The sequence below is a fragment of the Mycolicibacterium hippocampi genome (genome assembly GCF_010723735.1).
GTDB classification, from domain to species: Bacteria; Actinomycetota; Actinomycetes; order Mycobacteriales; family Mycobacteriaceae; genus Mycobacterium; species Mycobacterium hippocampi.
On the sequence record NZ_BLLB01000002.1, the window covers coordinates 4,189,625 to 4,213,048 of the forward strand.

Here is a 23,424-nt window from a genome sequence, read left to right on the forward strand (position 1 = left end):
CAGGCTGTCACAGCCGATTCACGCCTCCGGCGGCTTGACCGCCAGGACCGGTTTCGGGCATTCCAGGATCAGCTTCTGCGCGACGCTGCCGAGCAGCAGTTTGCCGACGGGGCTGCGGTGCCGGATGCCGACGACCAGCAGTTGCGCCTCCTCGCGGCCCATCGCGGCCAGCAGTTCGTCGGCAGGGTCGACACCGACCGGCTGGACGAGCTCGAATTCCACGCCGCACTGCGCCAGCCGGGCCTCCACGTCGTGAACTTCAGGAGTCCCGGCGAATCTGGAGTCGACGTAGGACTCCCCCGAGGTCGCGTTGATGACCAACACGCTGGTGTCGCGTAACTGGGCCTCGGCGATACCGTGCTCCAGCGCGGCATGGCCGAAGCTGTCCGCCGTGTACCCGATGACGATCACAGCCTGCCCGCCTTCTGCTTCTGGTCCCTGTCATCCTCGACGATCAACAGGCTCTCCTCGCTGCGGTGCATCAGCCGCAGGATCAACGGTGCCAACAGCAGCAGCGCCATGATGATGTAGGTGCCGATCGCCACGGGCTCTTTGAACAGCGACACCCAGTCGCCGCCGCCCAGCTGCAGGCTCTGCCGCAGCTGGCGTTCGATGCGCGGCCCCAGAATGACGCCGATGATCAACGGCAACACCGGAAGTCCGAATCTGCGCATCATCAGGCCCATCAGCCCGAACAACAGCAGCAGGACCAGATCCAGTGGTTGCAGGTTCACCGCGAACGCGCCGAGCGCGGCGAAGAACAGGATGCCCGCGTACAGGTACGGCCGCGGAGTGCGCAGCAGTTTGGCCCACACCGGCGCCAGCGGCAGGTTCAGCACCAGCAGCAGGAAATTGCCGATGAACAGGCTTGCGATCAGCGTCCAGATCAGCATCGGCTCGCTGTCGAACAGCGTCGGGCCGGGCTGTATTCCGTAGGACACGAACGCTGTCAGGATCACCGCCGCGGTCGCGTTGGTGGGCAGACCCAGCGACAGCATCGGCACCAGAGTTCCTGCGGCGGAAGCGTTGTTGGCGGCTTCGGGTCCTGCTACGCCTTCGATGGCCCCCTTACCGAACTCCTCGGGGTGCTTGGTGAGCTTCTTCTCCGTGATGTAGCTGAGGAATGTCGGCAGCTCCGCACCGCCGGCCGGCAGGGCGCCGAACGGGAACCCGTAGGCGGTGCCGCGCAGCCAGGGCTTCCATGAGCGTTTCCAGTCCTCCTTGCCCATCCAGGGCCGGCCGACCGGGATGACCTCCGCTGGGCGCCGCCGCAGATGCGCGGCGACCCAGAGTGCCTCGCCGAGCGCGAAGACGGCCACCGCGATCACCACGATGTCGATGCCGTCGCTGAGCAGCGGGATGCCGAAGGTGGCGCGCGGTTGCCCGGTCAGCGAGTCGATGCCGACGACTCCGATCGCCAGACCGAGGAGCAGCGAGATCACCCCGCGCATCTTCGAGGATCCCAGCACCGCGGTCACAGCGACGAGCGCAAACAGCATGATCGCCAGATACGACGGCGCGCCGAGGGTGACGGCGAATCGTGATATCGCGGGTGCGAACGCTGCGAGCATCGTGGTGCCGATGGCGCCGGCGACGAACGAGCCGATGGCGGCGGTGGCCAACGCCTGGGCCGCGCGGCCGGCCTTGGCCATCTTGTTGCCCTCGAGGGCGGTGATCACCGACGACGACTCGCCCGGAGTGTTGAGCAGGATCGACGTCGTCGACCCGCCGTACATGCCGCCGTAGAAGATGCCGGCGAACATGATGAACGCCGCGCTCGGGCTGACGTTGTAGGTGATCGGCAGCAGCAGCGCCACCGTCATGGCGGGTCCGATGCCGGGAAGCACCCCCACCGCGGTGCCGAGCAGCACGCCGATCACGGCGTACATCAGGTTCGTCGGGGTGGCGGCCTCGGCGAAGCCCTGCATGAGCCAGTCGAAGTTCTCCATTTACAGAATCCCGTCCAAGATGCCTGCGGGCAGCGGGATTCCGAGCCCGGAGTAGAACGCATAAAAGCTGGCGACGGCCAACACGACCCCGATCGCAAGGTTGCGTACATAGTGCCTGCTGCCCAACACCGTCGCGCACCCGGCGAAGAACAGCGCGCTGGTGATGACCCAGCCCAGTGGGGTGACGAAGACGATGAGGCCGACGAACAGCCCGACAAGCAGACCGACGGTGCGCCAGTCGCTCGGCATGTCTGGATCGATGTCCTCACCCGCGTCGGCCTCGCCCCTGTAGCCACGCGGTATCGCGACCGCCAGCACGACGCTCATCACCAGCAGCCCCACCCCGATGGTCATCGGAAAGAACCGTGGCCCAACGGGATCCACCTCAGCGTAGCCGCCGGGCATCGACATCGCGTCGTAGATGAGATACACCCCAGCGGCGACCATCACCGCGCAGACGATGTACTGCGAGTAATCGGGCCGCTGGCGGGTGTCGACCGTGACGGCGGCGTCGGTGTGGGTGCTCATACCAGTCCCAGATCCGTCAGTGTCGTCTCCACACGTTCGTCCTGCTCGGTGAGGAATTCCTCGAAAGCCTCTCCGGTCATGAAGGCATCACTCCATCCGTTCTTCACCAGCGCCTCTTTCCAGGCCTGCGTGGCGTGCAACTCTTCGAGGACTTCCACCATCGCCTGACGGTCTTCGTCCGAAATACCTGGCGGAGCTAGGATTCCCCGCCAGTTGGTGAAGGTCAGATCGATGCCGGACTCAGTCAGCGTCGGAGCGTCGACGCCCTCCACCCGCTCCTGACCCGACACGGCCAGGACGCGCACCTGGCCCGACTCGATCTGGTCGACGTACTCGCCGAGACCCGAGGTGCCCGCGGCGATCTTGTTGCCCAGCAGTGCGGTCAGCAGATCACCGCCGCCGTCGTAGGAGACGAAGTTGACCTTGGTGGGGTCGACGCCCACGACCTTCGCCGTCTCCATCGGGAACAGATGGTCGGGGCCACCGGGACTCGATCCCCCGCCGATCGTGACATTGGCCGGGTCGGCCTTCCACGCCGTGACGAAGTCCTCCACCGTCTGGAACGGCGAATCGGCCGGGACCAGGATCCCCTCCTGCTCCTCGACGATCTTCGCCAGGGCGGTCGCGTCCGAGGCGCGAGCTTTCGATCCGTTCGTGTAGGTGGCACCGACGACGCCGAGGCCCATCATCATCATCAAGTTGCCGTTGCCGCGCTCATTCATCAATCGGGCCATGGCCACCGTGCCGCCGGCGCCGATGACGTTGAACACCTCGACGCGGCCGGTGATCTCCTCGTCGTCCATGATCTTGACCGCGGTTCGGGCGGTGAGGTCGTAGCCGCCGCCCGGACTGTTGGGCACCATCATGCGCAGCCTGTGCAATCCGGTCTCGTCGCCACGGGTAACCCCACACGCCGAGAGCAACAACGAGGCGATCACGGCGATGATCGCGCCGGCCGTCACGCCGGTCACCCGCCTGCCGCCGCTCGATCTGAACATGTCGTCCCCAATCACCTGGATGTGATGCTCAGCAATACTGGACGCCGGACGTGACTCAAGTCACTGATGTGGACGCAAAGGAAGTATTGGTCATTAAGAACATCTCGTCGGCGGCGAGCGGCTTGCTGCGGGGACGCAGCCTGGCCGGGCAGTTCCTGGCGTTTCAGTTGATGGTCGTCGCCGTGGTGCTGGTGGCTGTGGCAGCGGTGTCGGTGGCCCAGTCCACGCGGGAGTTTCGCGAGGTCCGCGGCCAGCGGATGATCGCCGTGGCGGAGAACATGGCGTCCACGCCGATCGTGCGGGACCGCAGTGAACAGGCGCCGGCCGATCCGTTTGCGGCGCGCACCCTCGCTCCGGAGGTGGACCGGGCGGTGGCGTTGTCGGGGGCCACCCTCGCCGAGGTCCTCGGACCCGATGGAACGGTGCGCGCGTCTTCGGAACCGGCACGGGTCGGCGCGCGGATGGATCTGGGACCGAGTCGTGCCGACGAGGGCAGGGCCTGGTTCGGCGACACCGACATCGACGGCACCCACAGCCTCATCGGTCAGGTGCCGATCCTGTCCGGTGACGGCGACGTCCTCGCCGTGGCCTCGGTCAGCGAGGCCTACCCGTCGGTGTGGGATCTGCTCAGCGGTGCCGGCGAGCGCCTGCTGATCTACCTGGGACTGGCCGCGGCACTGGGCATGGTCGCGTCGTGGCTGCTGTCCCGCCGGATCAAGAAACACACCCGCGGTCTGGAGGTGGCCGAGATCGCGAACCTGGCCGACCACCGGGAAGCGTTGCTGCACAGCATTCGTGAAGGTGTGATTGCTGTGAACAACGACGGCGAGATCACGGTGCTCAACGACAGTGCCCAGGAGTTGCTCGGCGTCACCGGCGCGGCGGTGGGACGCCGGGTGGACAGCGTCGGTCTCGACCCCGCGGTGGTGTCGTTCCTGCTCAACGACGAGGAGGGTCGTGATGTCGTGATCGCCACCCGGACCAAGCTGTTGGCGTTGAGCCGCCGGGCGGCGACCAGTCAGGGCCACCGGATCGGCACCGTGACCACGATGCGCGACAGCACCGAGCTCGCTGCTCTGCAGGGGCAGCTGTCCTCCCACAAGAGCGTCACCGACACGTTGCGTGCGCAGACCCATGAGTTCGCCAATCAACTGCACACGATATCGGGGCTGGTCCAGCTCGGTGAGTACGATTCCGTCCGTGATCTGGTGGGCACCTTGACGCGACGGCGTGCGGAGATCAGCGACGCGGTCACCCGACGGATCTCCGATCCTGCGGTGGCGGCCCTGCTGATCGCCAAGACCTCCCTTGCCGCCGAGAGCGGGGTGACGCTGGAGCTGGATCCCGGATCTCACCTGGCGCCCCTGGACCCGGCCCTGGCCACGGATGTGATCACCCTGTTGGGCAACCTCATCGACAATGCGGTGGAGGTCTCTGTCGGATCCGTCGAGGCCCGTGTCACCGTGACGATCGAGGACCGGGACGGGTTGGCGATCTCGGTGCGCGATTCGGGCCCCGGCGTCCCCGAGGATCTACGGGAGGCCATCTTCGCCCGTGGCGTCACATCGAAGCCGGATGTGCCCGGCGGGCGGGGTATCGGCCTGGCACTGGTGCGTCTGGTCACCGCACAGCACGGCGGCACCGTCGAGATCCACGACACGCCCGATGGCGGTGCACAGTTCCTGGTGCGACTGACCCCCCCGGCGGACAGCCATGCGTGACGTGCTGGTTGTGGACGACGATTTCATGGTTGCGGAGATCCACCGCCGTTTCGTCGATCAGGTGGACGGATTCCGGGCAGTCGGGGTGGCCCGCACGGGTGCCGAAGCGCTCACCGCGGCGCGGGAACTCCAGCCGGCGCTGATCCTGCTCGACGTGTACCTGCCGGATATGACCGGCCTGGACGTGCTTCAACGCTTGCGTTCTTCGGGCGACCGGGTGGGCGTCATCATGATCACCGCGGCCCGCGAACTCGACACTGTGAGCGGTGCACTGGACGGCGGCGCGGCCGACTACCTGATCAAGCCGTTCGAGTTCGTCCAGTTGCAGGCCAAGCTCACGGCGTTCGCCAGCCGCGCGGACGCTCTGGAGACCGCCGGCGGCGCCGACCAGTCGTTGATCGACTCGCTTTTCGGCGGCCCCTCGGTCACCAAGTCGCTTCCCAAGGGCCTCGGCGCGGAGACCGGCGAACTGGTGATCTCCGCGGTCCGCGACGCCGGCGAGGTGTCGGCAGCGGAATGCGCTGAGCTGGTGGGTATTTCGCGGGTGAGTGCGCGCCGCTACCTAGAGCACTTCCTCAGCACAGGCGCTGTCGAACTTCGCCTGCAGTACGGCGTCGGCCGGCCGGAACGGCGGTACCGCCTCGGCCGTTGATCCGTGGAGGCCATGCCGTGGCGGTCACACCTCGGTGCGGTCGACGATGGTGCCGGCGCCGGTCTCGTCGGTGATCGCGGCTCCGGACGGGTTGGACAGCGTGACGAGGAAGCCCTCGTCACCTTCCAGGACGGTGTCCCCGAACACCACCACGCTGATGGTCTTGCTGGTCTCGCCCGGGGCGAACGTCAGGACACCGGAAGCCCCGGCATAATCGCTGCCTGCTGTCGCGGTGCCGTCCGACGTCGCATACTGCACCGTCACGGAACCGGCCGAGGGTTCGGCCAACGTCACCACGAAGTGCACGAGCACGCCTGCGGCGGCCTCGTCGAAGTCGAACTGGATGGACTCCAGATACGCCATCTTGTTCTCGTTGACGGTGTTCCAGTCATCGGCCAGGATGCCGCCGGTGTCGGTGGAGTTGGGGTTCCACGACCAGAACGTCCATGACAGGTCCTGCGTGCCCTCGGGGATGTCGATGGTGCCGTTGTTGTCGAAATCGCCTGACAGGTAGGAGGTGATCGCCTCGTACCAGATGACGTCCTTGGGGTCGGTGAGCCTGGTGCCGAACTCCCCCAGATAGATCGGGGCGATGTTCTGCTCGTAGATGTAACCCCACATCTGCTCGAACTTGTCCGGCAGTGCTTCGCCGAAGTTCGCCGTCTGGAACCACGGCTGGTTGTACACCGAATTCGGGTAGTCGTGCGGCGAATAGACGACCCGGTTGGGCACGTCGAGCACGATCGGCCGGTCCTTGACGCCCATCAGATTGCCGCCCCACCAATACGACTGACCCTCGTAGACTGCGACCCCCTCGACGAACATCAACCAATTGGGGTTGACGTCGAGGATGGCGTTGCCCGCCCGCTCGGCAGCCGCCGCCCAGTCGTTGACTCCCCCGCCACCCCAGGTGCCGTTGTGCGGCTCGTTGTGCAGGTCGGCCCCGATCACCGTGGGATCGTCTCCGTAACGCTGTGCCAGGAACTGCCAGTCGGCGACCCACTGTGCGTCGGTGTATTGGCCGTTGTACCAGAGGCCGTTCTCACTGGCGCCTGCGCCGGCACTGCTGCGGTGGTGGTCGAGGATGACGCGCATCCCGATCTCGCCGGCGTAGTCGACGATCTTGTCCATGATCTGCAGCGCTGACAGACCTACCAGATCGGGGTTCTTGTTGAAGTCGATGCCGCTGGGCGCCGTGGTGGTGTGCAGCATCTCACTGGAGTAAGGAAGCCGGATGGTGTTGAAGTCCAACTCCACCATCTGGTCCATCATGTCCTGGTAGTTGCGGGTCCACAGACCGTGCGGCGTGAAGATGTCGCTTTCCATACCGAACCAGTTGATTCCGGCGATCTGCACCGGGTTGCCTGCCGAGTCGACGATCTGGTTACCCGAGGTGCTGAACCATCCGGGGGCGACCCCGGTACCGGGCTCAGGCTCGACTACGGAGGCATCGGAGATGCTCAACGTCAGGTTCGCCGGATCGGCTACGTCGTCGTTGATGATGGTGCCGAGAGCGGAGCCGTCGGCGACCGTCGCGCCGCTGGGGTTCGACAGCGTCAACGTGAAGGTTTCGTCGGCCTCGACGGCGGTGTCACCGACGACCGCGATCCGGACCTGCTGTGCCAGTACACCCGGCGCGAACGTGAGCACGCCGCTGGTCGCGGTGTAGTCCGCGCCGGCGGTCGCGGTGCCGTTGGCGGTGGTGTAGCCGACCGTGACCGGACTGGTCGAGGCCTGCGACAGCGTCACAAGGAACGTCATATCGCTGGTGCCACCATCGGATTCGACCGCTTGAGCATCGGCGACCGACAGGGTCGGCTGCGCGCCGCCGGCAGGTTGTCCATTCACCACGAAGTTGGTCGCCGTGGCCGAACCACCGCCCGGGGATGCCTGGAAGCCGAAGCTGACCGTCTGACCGGCGGCGACCTTGGCGTTGTAGGACTCGTTACGGATGACGTAATGGTTGCCGACCCGGCTGACGACCTTGGCGTTCCAGATGTTGCTGATCTGCGCCGGGGAATCGAACTCCACCGTCCAGCCGTCCAGACCCGACGGACCTGCGGTGACGGTCACCGCCGCGGTGAACCCGGATCCCCAATCATCGTTCACCACAAAGGAAGCCGACGAGTTCCCGGGCGTCGGGATGGCCACGTCGTCGTTGGTGATGGTGCCGACGGCGGATCCGTCGGCGATCGTCACCCCGTTCGGGTTGGACAGCGTCAGGGTGAAGGTCTCGTCGGCCTCCACCGCAGTATCACCCGCGATGACCACACCGACCTGCTGGGAGACCACACCGGCGGCGAAGGTCAGCACTCCGGAGGTGGCAGTGAAATCACTGCCGGCCGTGGCGGTGCCGTTCGCGGTCGCGTACGCGATGCTCACCGGCGATGTCGCCGCCTTGTCCAACGTCACCACGAACGTCAGGTTCTTGGTGCCGCTGTCGGATTCGGCGACCGTGGCATCGGCGACCGACACCTTCGGCAGCACCGGGGTCGGGTTCTGGCCGCCGGTGGGCACGCCGTTGACGGCAAAACCGGTCGCGGTGGCCGTGGCACCGCCCGGGCTCGCCTGGAAACCGAACTGCACGGTCTCACCAGCGCCGACTTTGGCGTTCCACGACGCGTTGCGCACCACGTAGCGGGTGCCGACGTGACTGACGATCTCGGCATTCCAGATGTTGCTGATCTGCGCCGGAGAGTCGAATTCCACTGTCCAGCTGTCGAACCCGGCGGGGCCCGCGGTGATGGCCACGTCGGCGACGAACCCTGAACCCCAGTTGTCCCGCACCACGTAAGTGACCGACCCCGTGCCCGGTGTTGGGGTGACAGCGTCGTCGTCGGTGATCGTCCCGACGGCCGTGCCGTCGGCGATCGTCGCCCCCGTCGGGCTCGACAGTGTCACCACGAACGTCTCGGTACCCTCGGCTGCGGTGTCACCGAGCACGTCCACGTGCACGGTCCGTGACGTCACGCCCGGGGCGAACTCGATCGTGCCCGACGTTGCGACGTAGTCACTTCCGGCGAGCGCGGAGCCGTTCGACGTCGCATAGGACACCGTCACCGTTTCGGTCCCTGCCTTGTCCAGCGTCACGACGAACATGAAGTGGGCGTGCTCACCGTCGCCTTCGGTGATCGTCAGATCTGCGATGGAGACCGCCGGCGGCGGACCGCTGACGACGTTGGCGGTGCCGTAGTCGTTGAACACGTTGCCGAAACTTCCGGCGGGAACGTCCAGCCCGGACGCCGACGGGGTCGCCTGGCCGAGGCTGCCCGGGTTGTCCCGGGCGACCGACCACATCGACAGCATGCCCAGGCCGGTGCTGCGGGCGAAGTCCTCGAGCGCCTGCGCATCGGCGACGGTGAACACCTCGGTGGTGACGTCGTTGACGCCGATCATCGGGGTGACACCGAGCTGGTTCCAGCCGAACTGCTGGCCGTACTCGCCGTACAGCGAAGACAGCTGGGCATAGGTCGCCTGCGCGGCGTCGATCGCATACGCGCCCATGGTCTTGGCGTTGGGCCCGCTGGTGGGCGCCGCCGATTCGCCGTAGTCCATGGCCATCACGTTGACGCCGTCGAGCTTCACCCCGGCGCTGACCGCCGAGCGCACCACGCTCAGTCCGTCCGCGGTGAGACCGCTGGGCAGTACCGGCAGCGTGTACCAGATCTCCAGATCGGGCCTGGCCTGCTGGAGCAGCTCGAGTGCCTGGCTGCGAAGCGCGATCGACGCCGGGTCTGCCACCGCCGCGCCCTCGATGTCGAAGTCGATGCGGTTGAGCGAGTACGTGTCGACGACATCGACGTAGGCGTCGGCGAGTTCCTGCGCACCGCGTCCCCGGCTCGCATACCACTGCGCAAGGCTGGTGCCCGACGCACCGCCCAGCGAGATCATCACGTCGCCGCCGGCGGCCTGCAACGCCGCGATGGACTGGTTGATCGCCTGCGCCTGTTCGAAGTCGGAGTCCGGCGCCAAGACCGGGAGCCCGGCCCACGCGAGCTTGCCGTCGGGCGTGGCCTGCAGGAACCCGAGTGTCAGCAGCGAGGTGCCACGCTCCTCGGCGATGGCCAGCAGGTCGGGCACCGGCCATCCTGCCATGTCGACGTAGGGCGCGAAATAAGCCTCGCCCCAGAGCTCGTCGCCGGGATTGCCGGAGTTGAGACCGGGGCCGGGGCCGACAGCGCCGTCGTCGTCGACGATGGTCCCGGCCGCTGCGCCGTCGGCGATGGTGGCGCCGGACGGGTTGGACAACGTCACCGTGAAGGTCTCGTCGGCTTCCGCGGTGGTGTCCGGCAGCACGTCGACGTGCAAAAGCTGTGACGTCACCCCCGGGGCGAACGTGATCGTCCCCGAGGTCGCGGCGTAGTCACTCCCGGCGGTCGCGGTGCCGTCGGAGGTCGCGTACTGCACCGTCACCGTCTCGGTCGACGCCTTGTCCAGTGACACGACGAACATGAAATGACTGTGCTCACCGTTGCCCTCGGCGACCGCCAGGTCGGCGATGGACACCGCGGGCGGGGTGGTCGGCGTTGTGTCGACGTCGTCGTTGACGATGGTCCCCGTCCCGGTGCCGTCGGCGATGGTGGCGTTGACCGCCGACGACAGATTCAGCGTGAACCGCTCGTCGAGCTCGACCATCGTGTCGCCGAGAAGCGCCACCTCAACGGTTTTCGAGGTCTCACCGGGCGCGAAGGTCAGGGTGCCGACGGTCGGGGTGAAGTCCGCGCCCGCGAACGCGGTGCCGTTACTGGTGCTGTAGCTGACCGTCACTGTCTCGGTGGAGGCCTGGGACAAGCTGATCGTGAACGCCAGGGACCTGGTGTTCACGTCGCCTTCGAACGCACTCGCATCGTTGATCGACAGGCTCGGCGACGAGACCGGCGGGACAGCGTTGTAGATGAGGTTGCGCCACTTCGTACTCGCGCTCTCGTCGAGCGCGATGATGTTGCTGGTTTTGAGCTCGCCGAGGGCAACTCCGACGAGCGTGTAGCTCTGGTTGTTGTTGACGATCGCGATGCGCGTGGAGCCGTCCAGCTCGGTGACGTCGAACTCGTGCGCCTTGAACCAACCGAAGTCGAGCTTGTCGACGGACGGATCGAAGTCGAGCGCTGTGCTGGTGCCGTAGTCCCAGGAAATGGTTGTGGTGGTGCCGGTCTCACCGCTGGGCGGGGTGCCGTTGCCTGCGGTTGTGGGCCAGTTGTCGGTTCCGGCCACCGGCACGCCCTGGGGCAGGACCTGCGAATCGGGCACCGTGCCGATGCCGAGTTGCAGGTGCAGCCGATCTTCACGAACCTGCGCGTTGTGGAAGACGAAATGGCGGGCGGTCAATTCGTCGGTGGTGACGCCCTGCAGGATCAGAGCCTGGCCGGTGCCGGCGTTCGAGATGACGACACCTTCGGGGGAGTCGACCATGTAGAGCTGTTCGCGCGTGCCGTAGTGGCGGAAGTCCACGACGTCCGTTGCCGGATCGAAGGCCACACGGTCGATCTGCCCGATCTCGTGCGAGCGCGCGTACACGGTGCCGGGCTGAGCGGTGATCCCCTGTTCCCACGCGAGCGCACCCGAAAGGTCCTGGCGGAGATGATCGTTGATGATCGGTGCGAAGCTGTCGACGGTGAGCTGTCCGAGCGAGACACCCTGGACGATCGCCGTCTCTCCCGACCACGGATTGCGGAAGCCCACCCCTTCTGCGGTGTCGACGACGATGAAGTTGTGCACCGAGACGTCACCGAGGTCCAGCTTGTCTCGGGTGGGGTCGAAGCCCACGATGTCCGGTCCGGTCGTGGTGACGTGATAAAGGGTGCCGGTGGTTGTCGCGGTGCCGGCCGCGGCGGTGGCGAAGAACGTTGGTGAATCCGTTGCCGGTGCGATTCTCTGTTCGGTTGTCGCCGAGGCCTCGGCGGGAGTGAGCGTCACCGTCACCGGCACCCGAGTTCTGGTGGGGCTGGTCGAGATCAGATGGATACCGACGTCGCGCACCTGGATCACGAACGAGTCGGTGCCGCCTGCGCTGACCAGATCGGGGTCCGCGGTGTAGGTGAAGTTGCCTGCGCTGTCGACCGCCACGCTGCCGCGCGACGGCGCCTCGACCACCGTGTAGGTCAGCGGATCACCCTCAGGGTCGGAGGCATTCAGCGCGCCGGTGATCGTGCCCGTGTCGGTCTGGCCGGACAGCACCAGGGCCGCGGTAGGGCCGTCGTTGGAGAACAGCCTGTCCATCTCGCGGCGGATCGCGCCGAAGACCGCGGTCACGAACTCGAAGGAGGGCAGCGGCGTGCCGCTGTTGGAAGCCGCCGGCCCGATCCCCAGGACGGCGAGGAACTTCGACACGATTCCGCCCAGACCGGTCTGAACCGTCGCAGCTCGCGGCGCTGCTTCCGACGGAGCGATCGGGGGCGGCGAATCCGCCACGGCTGCCGAAGATTTCGCACCTGTGTCGGACTGCGTGGCAGTGGTGTCGGTGTCCGTCACCGACGACTGCCACGCGCTCTGCCGGCTGGATGCGGGAGCTTCGTCGGAAGAGTCAACCGGATCGATGCCCACCGGATCAATTTCGACCGGGTCGGTGGCGCTGATCGGGTTGTTGTCAGAGCGCGATCCGGCGGCCCGGTCAGCGTCGGCTGGTGCCGGTTCGGTCTCAGGGGCGTCGGTGTCCTCCGCGGGGGCGCCCTCGTCTGCAGCGCCGAGATCTTCGGAGTCCGACAGGTCGACGTCCGTGTCCGGGTCCTCTCCGGAACCCGACTCGTCGTACTCGGTGTCGTCGTACTCGGTGTCGTCGTCCACTGTGCCGTCGTCCACGGTGTCGTCGGCCAGGTCGTCCTCGGCCACATCGTCGGCCAGGTCGATCACATCGTCGGCGTCGTCGGGCGCCGGGTCGTCGCTCGAATCGGCACGCTCGGTGTCCGTGTCCCGGGTGCCCGTGTCCCGGGTGGGCCGGTCCCGGGTGTCGGTGCCCGTAGCTGTGGTGTCGGCGCTCGACTCACTGGCGCTGGTGTCATCCGCCTGATCGGCCGCCGCCACCGCTGGAGCGGCCAGCCCGACTCCCAGCGCCACAGCTAACGCTCCAACACGACCCACAAAACGTCCGTAGCCCATCAGCAACGCACCCCTGTTCCACTCTTTGACGCCTGAATACCGCCGCCCGTCACATCTCGTTCCGATTACGGACGAATATTTACGAGCACGAAAGGCAATAAAACACCAGCGGCAGCGGGCCGTCAAGGGACAAGGCGCCGACGAGTCTCGGGAGGCCGTGCCAGATCACCCTACGATGACGAGCAAAGGGCGCCCTGTCCACAATCTTGACAGTTATAGCTTGTCTAACTGCACTCTAATGAGGCCATCGCCGCGCAGCGGCTAAGCTCGGTGTTGATGCGGCTAGGCGCACCGCCGACATGCTGTCGCAGCGACTGGCGTGCACCCCGCCGTGTCGAAGCGGTGAACAAATTGCGTACCGGCGTCCACAAAAATTACACAGAATTGCGGCTCTAAATTATCCGCATGACGCAACGGCGAGTTTTGGTGGATGCAACTTGGCAAACTGCTTTTCCACACCGCACGTATAGGTAGGCAAACAATGTAACCCGCGCCCATACGCCGGTCCGGCGACGGGTCGTCAGGCGGAGTCGAAGGTGACGAGGTCGATGCTGAGGTGGCTCTCGGTGAGGCTGATTCGGCGTCGGATTGGTGGTCCGGGTAGTGGTGGGGCGGTGGAGTGGTAGACCCCTCCGGTGGGGGTGCGGTACTCGGCGCGGTGCTCCCCATCGGCCTCGGTGGTGCTCACCTGCCAGCCGGGGGCTTCTTTGGCGTAATTGCACGCCTCACAGTCACCCAAACCGTTGAGGGCGCTGGTCGGGCCGCCGTCGCGGGCCGGGGTGGCGTGATCGCAGTGCCGGAACGGGGCATCGCAGTACGGGGTCCGGCATGTCTGATCCCGCAACTGCAGGAACCGTGCCAACGCTTTCGGGAAGATCCGCGCCCGCGACTCCATCGCCACCAACTGCCCCGACTTCGGATGCCGGTAGAGCCGGCGCAGCGTGGCTTTGACCTTGGTGTCGGTGGCGGCGTCGCCGGTCAGCGCGCAGGCCAGCCCGGCCGGGATCGGACCGAACCCCGCCAGCCACGCCGGCTGTTCATCGTCGCCGGCCAGGGTGGTGTCAGCCATCACCATGTTCAACGCCACCGGCACCGGCTGCGCCGCGGGACGCCCGGTGATGCGTTGGTAGGCGGTATCAGCCATCACCTGCCCCCGCGACCGCCCATCGAAGGTGGTGTCGGCTTCCCGTTTGAGGGTCGCGTACATCGCGACGCCCTGTGCTACGGGTAGCAGGAACGTCACATAGGTCATGGTGTCCGGGGCCGGGCGGATCCACACGCTGCGGTCGGCGGCGGCTTTGGCCGCCCGCGCCACCACCGCCGCGGCGTCCAGGCGGGCGGCGATCTTCTTCGCCTCGGCCTCGACCCGGCCGTTACCCCAGCCGAGCAGACGGGCGGCGTCGGCGCACAGTTCGGCGTCGAGTTGGCGGCGATGCGCCACGCTCAAACAGGGGGAGTGTTTGACGATCAGGGTGGCCCGCCACTCCGAGAGGATCCCGGTTTCCAGCGCGGCCAGGGTGTGGGGCATCTCGTGCACCAGCGCCTGGGCGAACCCCAGATGGCGGTTCCCGCACGTCGGGGACTCCCGACGCGCCAACGCCACCTCCGACGCCAACCCCTTCCCACGCCGGCGGGTCGGCACCGCAGCGGCTTGTTCGGCGGCGCCGCGTTTGGCCGCCCACAACGCCGTCACCCGCGCTTGGGCTGCCGCGGCCACGCTTTTCAGCTTCTCGAGCTGCTCGACCTGCGCCCGCAGCGCAGCTTCACCGGCCCCCGGATCCACATCGAACACACGTTCGAACATGAACCCAGGCTAAACCACCCCACCGACAGATCACTGCGCTGTGCGCAGGCCGGCTCTGCGACCTCGACTCCGGATACCGAAACCGACCCACGAACTCGCCACCACGGTGAACACCAGCACCTGCACCCCGAGGGCATGGTCAGCCGGGTACCAGACCCCGGTGAGGTAATGCTCGATGAATCCCTCTGGGGGCAACTCCCCCATCCCGGCTCCCCCACGGCCGAGGCGCTCGAGATCCGTCAACGGACACGGCAGCCCGAACGCCAGGCTCGCCGCGCCCCACGCCACGGCTGCGATATGCAGGCCGATGGTGGCCGGCCACCGCCACGCCACGAAACCGCCCAGAACGAGATACCCGAGAAACACGAAGTGCAGCGTGACCGCGACGGCCACGACGAGCGTGTACGGAACTGCCCCAATCAGATTCATCCCTGACGTCATGGTAGCGACAAATGGCTCCCGCAGCAGCCGCGGTCTGCCAGGATCCGGGGATGTCACCTCTGTGTCGCCTGGCCGCTGCGTCGTGCACTCTGCTACTGCTGGCCGGTTGCGCACCCGCCTCGGTGAGCACCGACCGCCCGGCGTCGGCGAAGGCGGATGCGGTGATGCGCATCGTGCGCGAAGCGCTGACACAGTCTCACCTCAACGCAGTGATCGTCCGCGTGACGGTGGACGGCAAGGAGGTGGTCACGGCCGCGGTCGGCGAGTCGACGACGGGCGTACCCGCGACCCCGGCTATGCACTTCCGCAATGGCGCGGTCGCCATCTCCTACATGTCCACGCTGCTGCTCAAGCTCGCCGAGGAAGGCACTGTCGGTCTGGACGACAAGCTCTCGTCGTGGCTGCCGGAGGTGCCCAACGCCGATCGGGTGTCGCTGCGCCAACTCGCCCAGATGACATCCGGCTATGTCGACTACGTGATCGGGAACACCGCGATGAACGATGCGCTGTTCGCGGATCCGTTCCGCGCGTGGAGCACCGACGATCTGCTCGAGTACGCGATCACCGAGCCGCTGCTGTACGAACCGGGCACGAACTGGAACTACTCGCACACCAACTACCTGCTACTGGGCATGGCGATCGAAAAGGCCACCGGAAGACAGATCTCGGACCTGTTGTCCGAGAAGGTTCTTCGACCCTTGGGCCTGACCAGCACCACCGCATCACTGACCGCGCCGATTCCTTCTCCGGTGCTGCACGCGTTCACCTCGGAACGTCGCCAGGCTCTCGGAATTCCCCCCAGCACAGCATTTTACGAGGAGTCAACGTTCTGGAACCCGTCATGGACGATCACTCATGGGGCCGTTCAGACCACGGACATCCACGACCTCGAGGCCACCGCGGCGGGCATCGGTTCCGGTCAGCTGTTGCGGCCCGAGTCCTATGAACAGATGGTTTCGACCGAGCTACGCGGCAGGACACGGACCCAGCCCGGCTGCACCACGTGCATGGAGATGACCGAGGGCTACACCTACGGCCTCGGCGTGGTGATCTCGGGCAACTGGCTGCTGCAGAACCCGATGTTCGCCGGCTACGCCGCCGTCGCGGCCTACCTGCCCAGCCAGAGGATCGCCGTCGCTGTCGCGACCACGTTCGGCCCCCGGGCGTTCGATGAGCAGGGCGACTATTCCAACGAGGCCGAGGCGGTGTTCCGGGCGATCGGCGCCGAGATGGCCCCCGGGGATGCACCGCCGATGCCGCCACCGAAATAATGGTGCCGTGGCACCCAAGGTCTTGTTTCTGCGTAACGAGCACATGGCGACCGAAGCGCTGCTCGGAGAGGCGTTCAGCGATCACGGTTTTGACGTCGAGGCGTTCGAGGTCGTTCCCGCCGAGCGAGCCCACGATCCGGTGGGTGACGTCGTGTTCCCCGATCCGGCCGGTTACGACGTCATCGTTCCGCTGGGAGCGACGTGGGCGGTGTACGACGAGGCGCTGCGTGATTCCTGGGTCGGCACCGAGATGGCGCTGATGCGCGATGCGGCCGAGGCGGGCACGGCACTGCTGGGCGTCTGCTTCGGTGGCCAGCTACTGGCTCAGGCTTTCGGCGGCACGGTGGCGCGGTCGCCGCGCCCGGAGATCGGCTGGTACGACGTCGCCACCGATCGACCCGACCTCGTTCCAGAGGGACCATGGTTCCAGTGGCACTTCGACCGGTGGACCCTGCCGCTCGGAGCCACCGAACTCGCCAGGACCGCCGACTCCTCCCAGGCGTTTGTGCTCGGCCGGACGATGGCGCTGCAGTTCCACCCGGAGGTCGACGTCGACCTGCTGAAAGTGTGGTTAGCCGCAGACCGCGACGGCGACGTCGTCGCCAACGGCTCGACACACGACGAATTGCTCAGCCGGACAGCTGAACTCGCCGACGACGCGGCAGCGCGGATTCGGCTGCTGGTACACGGCTTTCTGACCTACACGGCGGCTCAGCCACGCCCGAGCTGATGCGCGAGTGCGTCGGCCAGGTCCGGATGCCGGAACCGGTGACCGACTGAGAGCAGCTTCGAGGGCACCACCCGTTGGCTCGCCTCGGCGAGCTCGCGGGCGCCCTGCGCACCCAACAGCACCCGCGGCCCCAGTGCCGGGACCGGAAGTACCGCGGGCCGGTGCAGCACCCGGGCCAGCTCGCGGGTGTACTCGGAGTTGCGCACGGGGTCGGCACCGACCGCGTTGACCGGACCGTCGAGGCGCTCGTCGTAGAGCGCCCGGTGGTAGATGTCCAGCAGGTCGTCCAGACCGATCCAGGACAGCCACTGTCTGCCGCCGGCGACCGGACCGCCGAGGCCCGCCGAGAACAGCGGGCGCAGCAGCCGCAACGTCCCGCCGGCGGCCGCCTGCACGATCCCGGTGCGCACCCTGACCACCCGGAGCCCGGCATCGGCGGCAGGAGCGGTCGCCGCCTCCCAGTCGGAGACCACGTCGGCGAGGAACCCGTCGCCGCGGGTGCTGTCCTCGGTGAGCTGGGTGTCACCGCGGTCATAGCCGTAGAAGCCGACCGCCGAGGCGCTGATGAACGTGCGTGGCCCGTCGGCTGCGGACGCGGCCGCGGCGGCCAGCAGGCGGGTGGGATCGATCCGGCTGTCCCGGATGGCGGCCCGGTGCCCGTCGGTGAAGCGCCCGGCGATGGACGCGCCGGCCAGATGCACCACCGCGTCGACACCATCGAGCAGACCCGGAGTCGGGGCCTGCGGGTTCCACAGCCGTTCGTCGTCGCCGTGTGGCGACGAACGCACCAGCCGGATAACCCGGTGACCTCCCGTGGTCAGGAACGCGCTCAGCGCGGACCCCACCAGGCCGGAGGCGCCGGTGAGCGCGATGACCAACGGTGTGGTCCCCGCCTCCACCGCCCGGCGGTGCGCTGCGAGGTCGTCGACGAGCTGCCGGTGCCGGTAGACGAACGTCGACCGCAGCGCCGCGGCCGGCACCGCTGTCTCGACCTTGTCGTGAATCTGGGTCTGCGCGCCGGTGCCGCTGAAGGTGTGGGTGTGCCGCCACTCGCCGATGACCCGGGCGGGCCAGGACGCCGGACCGCGAGATGACAGCTCGTCGGCGAAGCGGCTACCCGGGACATACGCTTCCGGATCGTGGCGGGCCACCCACCGCAACCCGGCCGGCAACCCCAGCACGGCCACCCCGTCGGCCAGCGACGTCGCTTCCTGCACCACCGTCATCGGCTGCCAGGGCGGCACCAGTCGCCGCATCGCACCGGGCCGCTCGTGCCACTGCCACACCTGGTCTCGTGGGTGGTCGACCACGCTGTCGTACTCGATGCCCATGCAGACGCCCCTGTCCTCAAGTTGTTGTCAATCATTCGTCGCCGGTCAGACCAGGGATTGCCCGGGATGGGCTTCGGGTACCACCTCTACGGGCACAACCGTGATCAACGAGCGACGACCGAGCAATGATCAACCAATGACCAGCACCCCCCGAACGTTTCGAGACCGCCGCGAAGCCGGCAGGGTCCTGGCACAGGATCTGGCCCGGTACCGCGGACGAGGTGACCTCCTGGTGCTCGGCCTGGCCCGCGGCGGGGTACCGATCGGTTGGGAGGTCGCATCCTCTCTGCAGGCTCCGCTGGATGTGTGCCTGGTGCGCAAGCTGGGCGTGCCGCAGTGGCCCGAGCTTGCGATGGGGGCGGTGGCCACCGGGGGCGGCGTGGTGCTCAACGACGACGTGCTGGCAAGCCTGGACATCGGTGACGAGCAGATCCGGGACGCCGTCACTCGCGAGACCGCCGAACTACACCGTCGCGAGCAGGCCTACCGCGGCGGGCGCGACCCTCTGAAACTGGCGGGGCTGACCGTGATCATGGTCGACGACGGGATCGCGACCGGGTCGAGCATGATCGCCGCAGTGCGCTCGGTGCGGCAGTCCGGCGCAGCGCGGATCGTGGTCGGGGTGCCCGTCGGGCCTGCGTCGGTCTGCCGGCAACTCGCCGGCGAAGCCGACGAGGTGGTGTGTTCGACGACGCCGAAGGACTTCCGCGCGGTGGGGCAGGTGTTCGAGGACTTTCATCAGGTCAGCGACGAGGAGGTGCGCGACCTGCTTGCCACACCGACCGACGGGGGCGGACCGGTCACCGACAACCGCTGACCCGCTGCGGCTCAGGCCTTGGTGCTGTCGTCGCCGGCGCCCGGCTTGTCGTAAGGCTCGTGCTCCGGGGTGAGCACCGTGGTGTCTTCTTCGCGGTCGTGCGGTACGGGCTCGACGTCGGCGTCGGCGGACACATCGGCGGCCGGGCTGTCCTGATAGTCAGAAGCCACCGGAGCCTCTTCGGGATAGTCCTCGTCGTAAATGACTGCGTCGGCCTCTGTGGTCTCGGCGGCCTCGTCATCCCCGTCGCGCTTGCGGTCCCGCAGCGCGTCGACGATAAGCAGCAGCACACCGATCACACTCGCAGCGATGCAGACCCAGGCGATCAACTCGTTGCTGGTGACCACGGCGGTCACCAGGGCCGCGAGGCCGACGACTGCGAGCACGAGCGCGACGATCAGCATGGGCCTGCCCCGCAAGGTGTGAGTTGAAGGTGCACGTGACTAGTTGTTGCCCCGGTTGAACTGGTTGAAGCCGCCCTCGTTGTTGGCACCGGAATCCACCGGTGCGGCCGAGCCGCGCTGCCCCAGTTCCTCGAGCTGCGACTCCAGGTAGGTCTTCAACCGGGTCCGGTATTCGCGTTCGAACGTGCGGAGTTGTTCCAGACGACCCTCGAGCACGGTGCGCTGCTGGTTGATGGTGCCCATGATCTCGGAGTGCTTGCGCTCGGCGTCGGCCTGCAGCGCGTCCGCCTTCTCCTGCGCCTGCCGCAGCTGGGTTTCGGAGCGGGTCTGCGCGTCGGCCAGCATGGCGTCGGCGCGCTGACGGGCTTCGGCCACGGTGGTCTCGGCGGTCTGGCGTGCCTCGGCGACCATCGAGTCGGCCTGGGCGCGGGCATCCGAGAGCATCTTGTCGGACTCCGCCTTCGCGGTTCCGGTGAGCCGGTCGGCGGTCTCCTGAGCAAGGCTGAGCACCTTGGCCGCACGCAGGTGCTGGTCCTCGGTGGCGGCTGCGGGCTGCGCGGCCGGCGCCTCGTACACCGGCTGCGGTGGTGGCGGTGCGGGTTCGGGCTCCGGCTCGTAGACTGGGATCGCCTGCGTCGATTGCGCACCGCCGCTCCCGGAACGCGCCGAGGCGAGTTCCTGATCCAGCTCGGCGACGCGCTGTCGGAGATCGCTGTTCTCCTCGATGAGGCGGGACAGCTCGTTCTCGACGAGATCGAGGAATGCGTCGACCTCGTCCTCGTTGTAGCCGCGCTTGCCGATGGGTGGCTTACTGAACGCGACGTTGTGCACGTCGGCAGGTGTGAGCGGCATCGTCTGCCCCCTTGAAGTCTGGATCGTCAAACGATCTCAAAGTGTAGAGCCTTGCTGGAGAGTAACTGGCGTCCATCCTGTCACACCAGACCCGGCGGTTGCAGGCGAGGCGGCAATTAGGGGCGAATTTCAACAATACCGAGATGTTCTCGACGATGTTCTCGACCGGCATTGATGCGCGCCGGGACCCGTCGGAGTCGGGCTCAGGCAGCTGCCCCGAAGGCCAACTGCATGCCGATGAACGCCACCAGCAGCAGCACCATGATCGACAGGTCGAATCGGATGGCACCTATCGTGAGCTGCGGAATGATCCGGCGAAGCAGCTTCACCGGCGGGTCGGTGAGCGACATGATGATCTCCAGCACCACCACCGTGGCACCCCTGGGTTGCCAGTCACGGCTGAACGATCGGATGAACTCGACCACCACCCGGGCGATCAGCAACAACCAGAACACGAACAGCGCAAAACCAAGGATCTCGAAGAAGAGCGCCAACTGGGCCGACCTCACTACTGGCGGATTTGTGACATTTGATACAGGTCAGTGCCGCTCAGTGCCGATGGCGCCGGCGCGACGTGGCCAGCCTACCCGTCGGATCCGGGGACGCAGTTCCGAGCGACCGGTGCACGGCCTACTGGTAGGCGTAGAAGCCGGCCTCCGCGATCCGACGGCGCTGCTCGGCGGTGACGTCGACGTCGGCCGGCGACAGCAGGAAGACCTTGGTGGCGACCTTGTCGAAGGAACCCCGCAGCGCGAACGCCAGTCCGGCCGCGAAATCCACCAGCCGCTTGGCGTCGGCGTTGTCCATCGAGACCAGGTCCATGATCACCGGTGTGCCGTCACGGAATCGCTCACCGATGGTGCGGGCCTCGCTGTAGTCCTTCGGGCGCAGCGTGGTGATCTTGGCCAGCGGGCTGCCTGCCTCGAACAGTTCGGCCATCCCGCGCGGATCCATTGCCAGCGCACCACGGGTCGAACCGCGCATCCCCCCGAATCGCGGTGGGGTGCGGTCGAATTCGCGCGGGGTTCGCAGCCGGGGCTCGAACCTGGCGTCCTCGAAGCCGCCGGCCAGGCCGCCCCGGTAGGCGGGCTCGTCGTAGTCGCGCCGGTCGTCGTACCCGCGCGGGTAGCCCTCGTCCTCGAAGCGGTCATCGCGGGGGCGCCGGTAGCCGCGCACCGGGCCGCGGTCGTCGTCCTCGTAGTAGTCGTCCTCGTAGTCATCCATAGGAGCCATACCGAAGTAGGCCTTGACCTTGTGCAGTGTGCTCATCGTGAGGACCCTTCTCGCGGTGCTGAGGTGTCTGAGGAGTCTGGAGTATTCGAAGAATCTGCAGAATCTGTTGTCTGTGATGAAGGTGTGACTGGAGTGACTACTTCGGGTGACGTTAGCGGTCGCGATCCCATTAGCGCGGTACCGACACGCACACAAGTCGAACCATGTTCGACCGCCGCCTCGAGGTCGCCGGACATCCCGGCTGACAGCTCGAGGCGCTGCGGATATGCGGTTTGTACCCGTTGGAGTTCCTGCGCCAAACGCGCGAAGGCGGTACCGGGATCGGCGTCCCGCGGCGGGATCGCCATCAGGCCGACGAAGTGCAGCCCGGACGCCTCGTGCATGGCGGCGCACAGTTCGTCGATGCGGCCGGTCGCCGCGACGTCAACCCCTCCCCGGGTCTCGTCTCCGTCGAGGCTGAGCTGCAGATAGACCCGCAGCGGCTCGAGCCGGCGGCCGACGTCGAGCGCCTCGGCCGCGGCGCGGTCCAGGGCGGCGATGACCTTCGCACTGTCGACCGAGTGCGCCGCGTAGGCCCACTGCGCCACCGAGCGCGCCTTGTTGCGCTGGATGCGGCCCACCATGTGCCAGCGGATGTCGTCACACCCGTCGATGCCGCTGAGCTCGTTGATCTTCTGTGTCGCTTCCTGGTCCCGCGATTCGCCGACCGCCGCACAGCCGAGACGGTGCAGCAGCAGCACGTCGCCGGCGGGGAAGAACTTCGTGATCGGAAGGAGTTCGATGTCACCGATGTCACGACCGGCGGCTTCCGCGGCATGAGCGAGCCGTCTCCGCACTGCGGCCAGGGACTGCTGCAACTCCTGTTCCCGCGCGGTGGTCATCGGCCGGGCTCCAGCCAGACCAGCGACGCCAACCGGCCGGTCGGGGCGTCCCGCCGATGGCTGAACAGATTCGGGTCCTCGAACGTGCAGCGGGGATCGGCGTCGACGGCGGTGACGCCGAGCGTGCGCAGTTGTGCGGCGATCCCGGCCCGCAGATCCAGGCCCGCAGTGCCGCGATCCGTGGTGGTTCGGCTACCGGGAAGCGACTGTTCCACCTCGGCTGCCATCTCCGCGGGCACCTCGTAGTTGCGTCCACTGATCGCGGGCCCCAGCAGCACCGAGACGTCCTGCGCCCGGGCACCGAGGTCGGCCATCGCTTCCAGGGCGCGGGCGACGATGCCCTGTTGCGCGCCGACGCGGCCCGCATGGACCGCGGCGATCACTCCCGCGCGAGCATCGGCCATCAGCACCGGCACGCAATCTGCTGTCACCACCGCGAGCGCCAACTTCGGCGTCGCGGTGACCAGACCGTCTGTGCTATCCACGGTTTCGCCGGCGCTGTCGACCACCGCGACGTCGGCGCTGTGCACCTGGTTCATCCACACGATGCCGTCGGGCAGCCCGATCGCGGTGGCCAGCCGGCGCCGGTTCGCGGCGACCGCCACCGGGTCGTCGCCCACATGGTCACCGAGGTTGAAGGCCGCGAACGGCGGTTTGGACACCCCGCCGGCACGCGTGGTGGTCACCCGACGCACCCGAAAGGTCACGCCGGAACCGGAG

General features: G+C 67.2%; 19 protein-coding genes. 5 read left to right on the forward strand and 14 right to left on the reverse strand.

Going from position 1 to position 23,424, the window contains the following annotated elements; translation table 11 throughout:
• Nucleotides 1-18: 18 nt before the first annotated feature.
• Genes G6N53_RS21215 through G6N53_RS21230 form a run of 4 tightly spaced genes read right to left on the reverse strand, consistent with a single transcriptional unit; the run spans nt 19 to nt 3,475 of the window.
• Nucleotides 19-411, reverse strand: a complete 393-nt coding sequence (locus G6N53_RS21215; RefSeq protein ID WP_163891708.1) for a universal stress protein — start codon at nt 409-411, stop codon at nt 19-21.
• The gene (locus G6N53_RS21220; RefSeq protein ID WP_163891711.1) at nt 408-1,949 is read right to left on the reverse strand and encodes a tripartite tricarboxylate transporter permease; all 1,542 of its coding nucleotides are present in this window, start codon (nt 1,947-1,949) and stop codon (nt 408-410) included. Before G6N53_RS21220 ends, G6N53_RS21215 begins: the two co-directional genes overlap by 4 nt.
• Nucleotides 1,950-2,477: a tripartite tricarboxylate transporter TctB family protein gene (locus G6N53_RS21225; RefSeq protein ID WP_163891713.1), complete on the reverse strand. Its 528-nt coding sequence runs from the start codon at nt 2,475-2,477 to the stop codon at nt 1,950-1,952.
• Entirely contained in the window at nt 2,474-3,475 is a 1,002-nt protein-coding gene (locus G6N53_RS21230) for a Bug family tripartite tricarboxylate transporter substrate binding protein (protein ID WP_163891715.1), read from the reverse strand. Before G6N53_RS21230 ends, G6N53_RS21225 begins: the two co-directional genes overlap by 4 nt.
• 170 nt (nt 3,476-3,645) lie before the next feature.
• On the opposite strand from G6N53_RS21230, the gene G6N53_RS21235 reads away from it, so the two are divergent.
• Together G6N53_RS21235 and G6N53_RS21240 are read left to right on the forward strand one after the other, a co-directional pair.
• Nucleotides 3,646-5,196, forward strand: coding sequence for a sensor histidine kinase (locus tag G6N53_RS21235; RefSeq protein ID WP_237166772.1), 1,551 nt, complete (start codon nt 3,646-3,648; stop codon nt 5,194-5,196).
• Nucleotides 5,189-5,848 carry a response regulator gene (locus G6N53_RS21240; protein ID WP_163891717.1) on the forward strand — a complete coding sequence of 220 codons (660 nt, stop codon included), beginning with the start codon at nt 5,189-5,191 and terminating at the stop codon, nt 5,846-5,848. The genes G6N53_RS21235 and G6N53_RS21240 overlap by 8 nt, the downstream gene beginning before the upstream one ends.
• 24 nt (nt 5,849-5,872) lie before the next feature.
• On the opposite strand, the gene G6N53_RS21245 is transcribed toward G6N53_RS21240, so the two are convergent.
• The 3 genes from G6N53_RS21245 to G6N53_RS21255 form a co-directional block, all read right to left on the reverse strand.
• The gene (locus tag G6N53_RS21245) at nt 5,873-12,898 is read right to left on the reverse strand and encodes a Calx-beta domain-containing protein (RefSeq protein ID WP_237166596.1); all 7,026 of its coding nucleotides are present in this window, start codon (nt 12,896-12,898) and stop codon (nt 5,873-5,875) included.
• A 562-nt stretch (nt 12,899-13,460) separates the two neighbouring features.
• Nucleotides 13,461-14,744: a 13E12 repeat family protein gene (locus G6N53_RS21250; RefSeq protein WP_163891721.1), complete on the reverse strand. Its 1,284-nt coding sequence runs from the start codon at nt 14,742-14,744 to the stop codon at nt 13,461-13,463.
• Nucleotides 14,745-14,774: 30 nt separating this feature from the next.
• The gene (locus G6N53_RS21255; protein WP_163891723.1) at nt 14,775-15,173 is read right to left on the reverse strand and encodes a DUF2784 domain-containing protein; all 399 of its coding nucleotides are present in this window, start codon (nt 15,171-15,173) and stop codon (nt 14,775-14,777) included.
• Nucleotides 15,174-15,235: 62 nt separating this feature from the next.
• On the opposite strand from G6N53_RS21255, the gene G6N53_RS21260 reads away from it, so the two are divergent.
• Both G6N53_RS21260 and G6N53_RS21265 read left to right on the forward strand, forming a co-directional pair.
• Nucleotides 15,236-16,456 carry a serine hydrolase domain-containing protein gene (locus G6N53_RS21260; protein WP_163896179.1) on the forward strand — a complete coding sequence of 407 codons (1,221 nt, stop codon included), beginning with the start codon at nt 15,236-15,238 and terminating at the stop codon, nt 16,454-16,456.
• A 7-nt stretch (nt 16,457-16,463) separates the two neighbouring features.
• Entirely contained in the window at nt 16,464-17,186 is a 723-nt protein-coding gene (locus G6N53_RS21265; protein WP_237166597.1) for a type 1 glutamine amidotransferase, read from the forward strand.
• Here the strand turns inward: G6N53_RS21265 and G6N53_RS21270 are convergent.
• A complete protein-coding gene (locus tag G6N53_RS21270; RefSeq protein ID WP_163891728.1) occupies nt 17,168-18,517 on the reverse strand; it encodes a TIGR01777 family oxidoreductase in 1,350 nt (449 codons plus the stop codon). The genes G6N53_RS21265 and G6N53_RS21270 overlap by 19 nt on opposite strands.
• Nucleotides 18,518-18,653: 136 nt before the next feature.
• Here G6N53_RS21270 and G6N53_RS21275 point away from each other — a divergent pair, with 136 nt between their 5' ends.
• A complete protein-coding gene (locus G6N53_RS21275) occupies nt 18,654-19,334 on the forward strand; it encodes a phosphoribosyltransferase (protein WP_163891731.1) in 681 nt (226 codons plus the stop codon).
• Nucleotides 19,335-19,345: 11 nt separating this feature from the next.
• On the opposite strand, the gene G6N53_RS30310 is transcribed toward G6N53_RS21275, so the two are convergent.
• The 6 genes from G6N53_RS30310 to pgeF all read right to left on the reverse strand — a co-directional run bounded on the left by G6N53_RS30310 (nt 19,346) and on the right by pgeF (nt 23,411).
• Nucleotides 19,346-19,738: a DUF308 domain-containing protein gene (locus tag G6N53_RS30310; protein WP_237166598.1), complete on the reverse strand. Its 393-nt coding sequence runs from the start codon at nt 19,736-19,738 to the stop codon at nt 19,346-19,348.
• 39 nt (nt 19,739-19,777) lie between these two features.
• Entirely contained in the window at nt 19,778-20,590 is an 813-nt protein-coding gene (gene wag31, locus G6N53_RS21285) for a DivIVA-like cell division protein Wag31 (RefSeq protein ID WP_163891734.1), read from the reverse strand.
• 203 nt (nt 20,591-20,793) lie between these two features.
• Entirely contained in the window at nt 20,794-21,084 is a 291-nt protein-coding gene (locus G6N53_RS21290) for a YggT family protein (protein ID WP_163891737.1), read from the reverse strand.
• 136 nt (nt 21,085-21,220) lie between these two features.
• Nucleotides 21,221-21,859: a cell division protein SepF gene (locus G6N53_RS21295; protein ID WP_163891738.1), complete on the reverse strand. Its 639-nt coding sequence runs from the start codon at nt 21,857-21,859 to the stop codon at nt 21,221-21,223.
• Nucleotides 21,856-22,704 carry a YggS family pyridoxal phosphate-dependent enzyme gene (locus G6N53_RS21300; RefSeq protein ID WP_163891741.1) on the reverse strand — a complete coding sequence of 283 codons (849 nt, stop codon included), beginning with the start codon at nt 22,702-22,704 and terminating at the stop codon, nt 21,856-21,858. The genes G6N53_RS21295 and G6N53_RS21300 overlap by 4 nt, the downstream gene beginning before the upstream one ends.
• On the reverse strand, nt 22,701-23,411 hold the full coding sequence (pgeF, locus tag G6N53_RS21305) for a peptidoglycan editing factor PgeF (RefSeq protein WP_163896181.1): 711 nt from the start codon (nt 23,409-23,411) through the stop codon (nt 22,701-22,703). The genes G6N53_RS21300 and pgeF overlap by 4 nt, the downstream gene beginning before the upstream one ends.
• Between the last annotated feature and the right edge of the window lie 13 nt (nt 23,412-23,424).

Coding starts and splice junctions, on each gene's coding strand:
- G6N53_RS21220 (WP_163891711.1), bottom strand. CDS start 1,949: ATGGAGAACTTCGACTGGCTCATGCAGGGCTTCGCCGAGGCCGCCACC.
- G6N53_RS21225 (WP_163891713.1), bottom strand. CDS start 2,477: ATGAGCACCCACACCGACGCCGCCGTCACGGTCGACACCCGCCAGCGG.
- G6N53_RS21230 (WP_163891715.1), bottom strand. CDS start 3,475: ATGTTCAGATCGAGCGGCGGCAGGCGGGTGACCGGCGTGACGGCCGGC.
- G6N53_RS21235 (WP_237166772.1), top strand. CDS start 3,646: ATGGTCGTCGCCGTGGTGCTGGTGGCTGTGGCAGCGGTGTCGGTGGCC.
- G6N53_RS21240 (WP_163891717.1), top strand. CDS start 5,189: ATGCGTGACGTGCTGGTTGTGGACGACGATTTCATGGTTGCGGAGATC.
- G6N53_RS21250 (WP_163891721.1), bottom strand. CDS start 14,744: ATGTTCGAACGTGTGTTCGATGTGGATCCGGGGGCCGGTGAAGCTGCG.
- G6N53_RS21255 (WP_163891723.1), bottom strand. CDS start 15,173: ATGAATCTGATTGGGGCAGTTCCGTACACGCTCGTCGTGGCCGTCGCG.
- G6N53_RS21260 (WP_163896179.1), top strand. CDS start 15,236: ATGTCACCTCTGTGTCGCCTGGCCGCTGCGTCGTGCACTCTGCTACTG.
- G6N53_RS21270 (WP_163891728.1), bottom strand. CDS start 18,517: ATGGGCATCGAGTACGACAGCGTGGTCGACCACCCACGAGACCAGGTG.
- G6N53_RS21275 (WP_163891731.1), top strand. CDS start 18,654: ATGACCAGCACCCCCCGAACGTTTCGAGACCGCCGCGAAGCCGGCAGG.
- G6N53_RS30310 (WP_237166598.1), bottom strand. CDS start 19,738: ATGCTGATCGTCGCGCTCGTGCTCGCAGTCGTCGGCCTCGCGGCCCTG.
- wag31 (WP_163891734.1), bottom strand. CDS start 20,590: ATGCCGCTCACACCTGCCGACGTGCACAACGTCGCGTTCAGTAAGCCA.
- G6N53_RS21295 (WP_163891738.1), bottom strand. CDS start 21,859: ATGAGCACACTGCACAAGGTCAAGGCCTACTTCGGTATGGCTCCTATG.
- G6N53_RS21300 (WP_163891741.1), bottom strand. CDS start 22,704: ATGACCACCGCGCGGGAACAGGAGTTGCAGCAGTCCCTGGCCGCAGTG.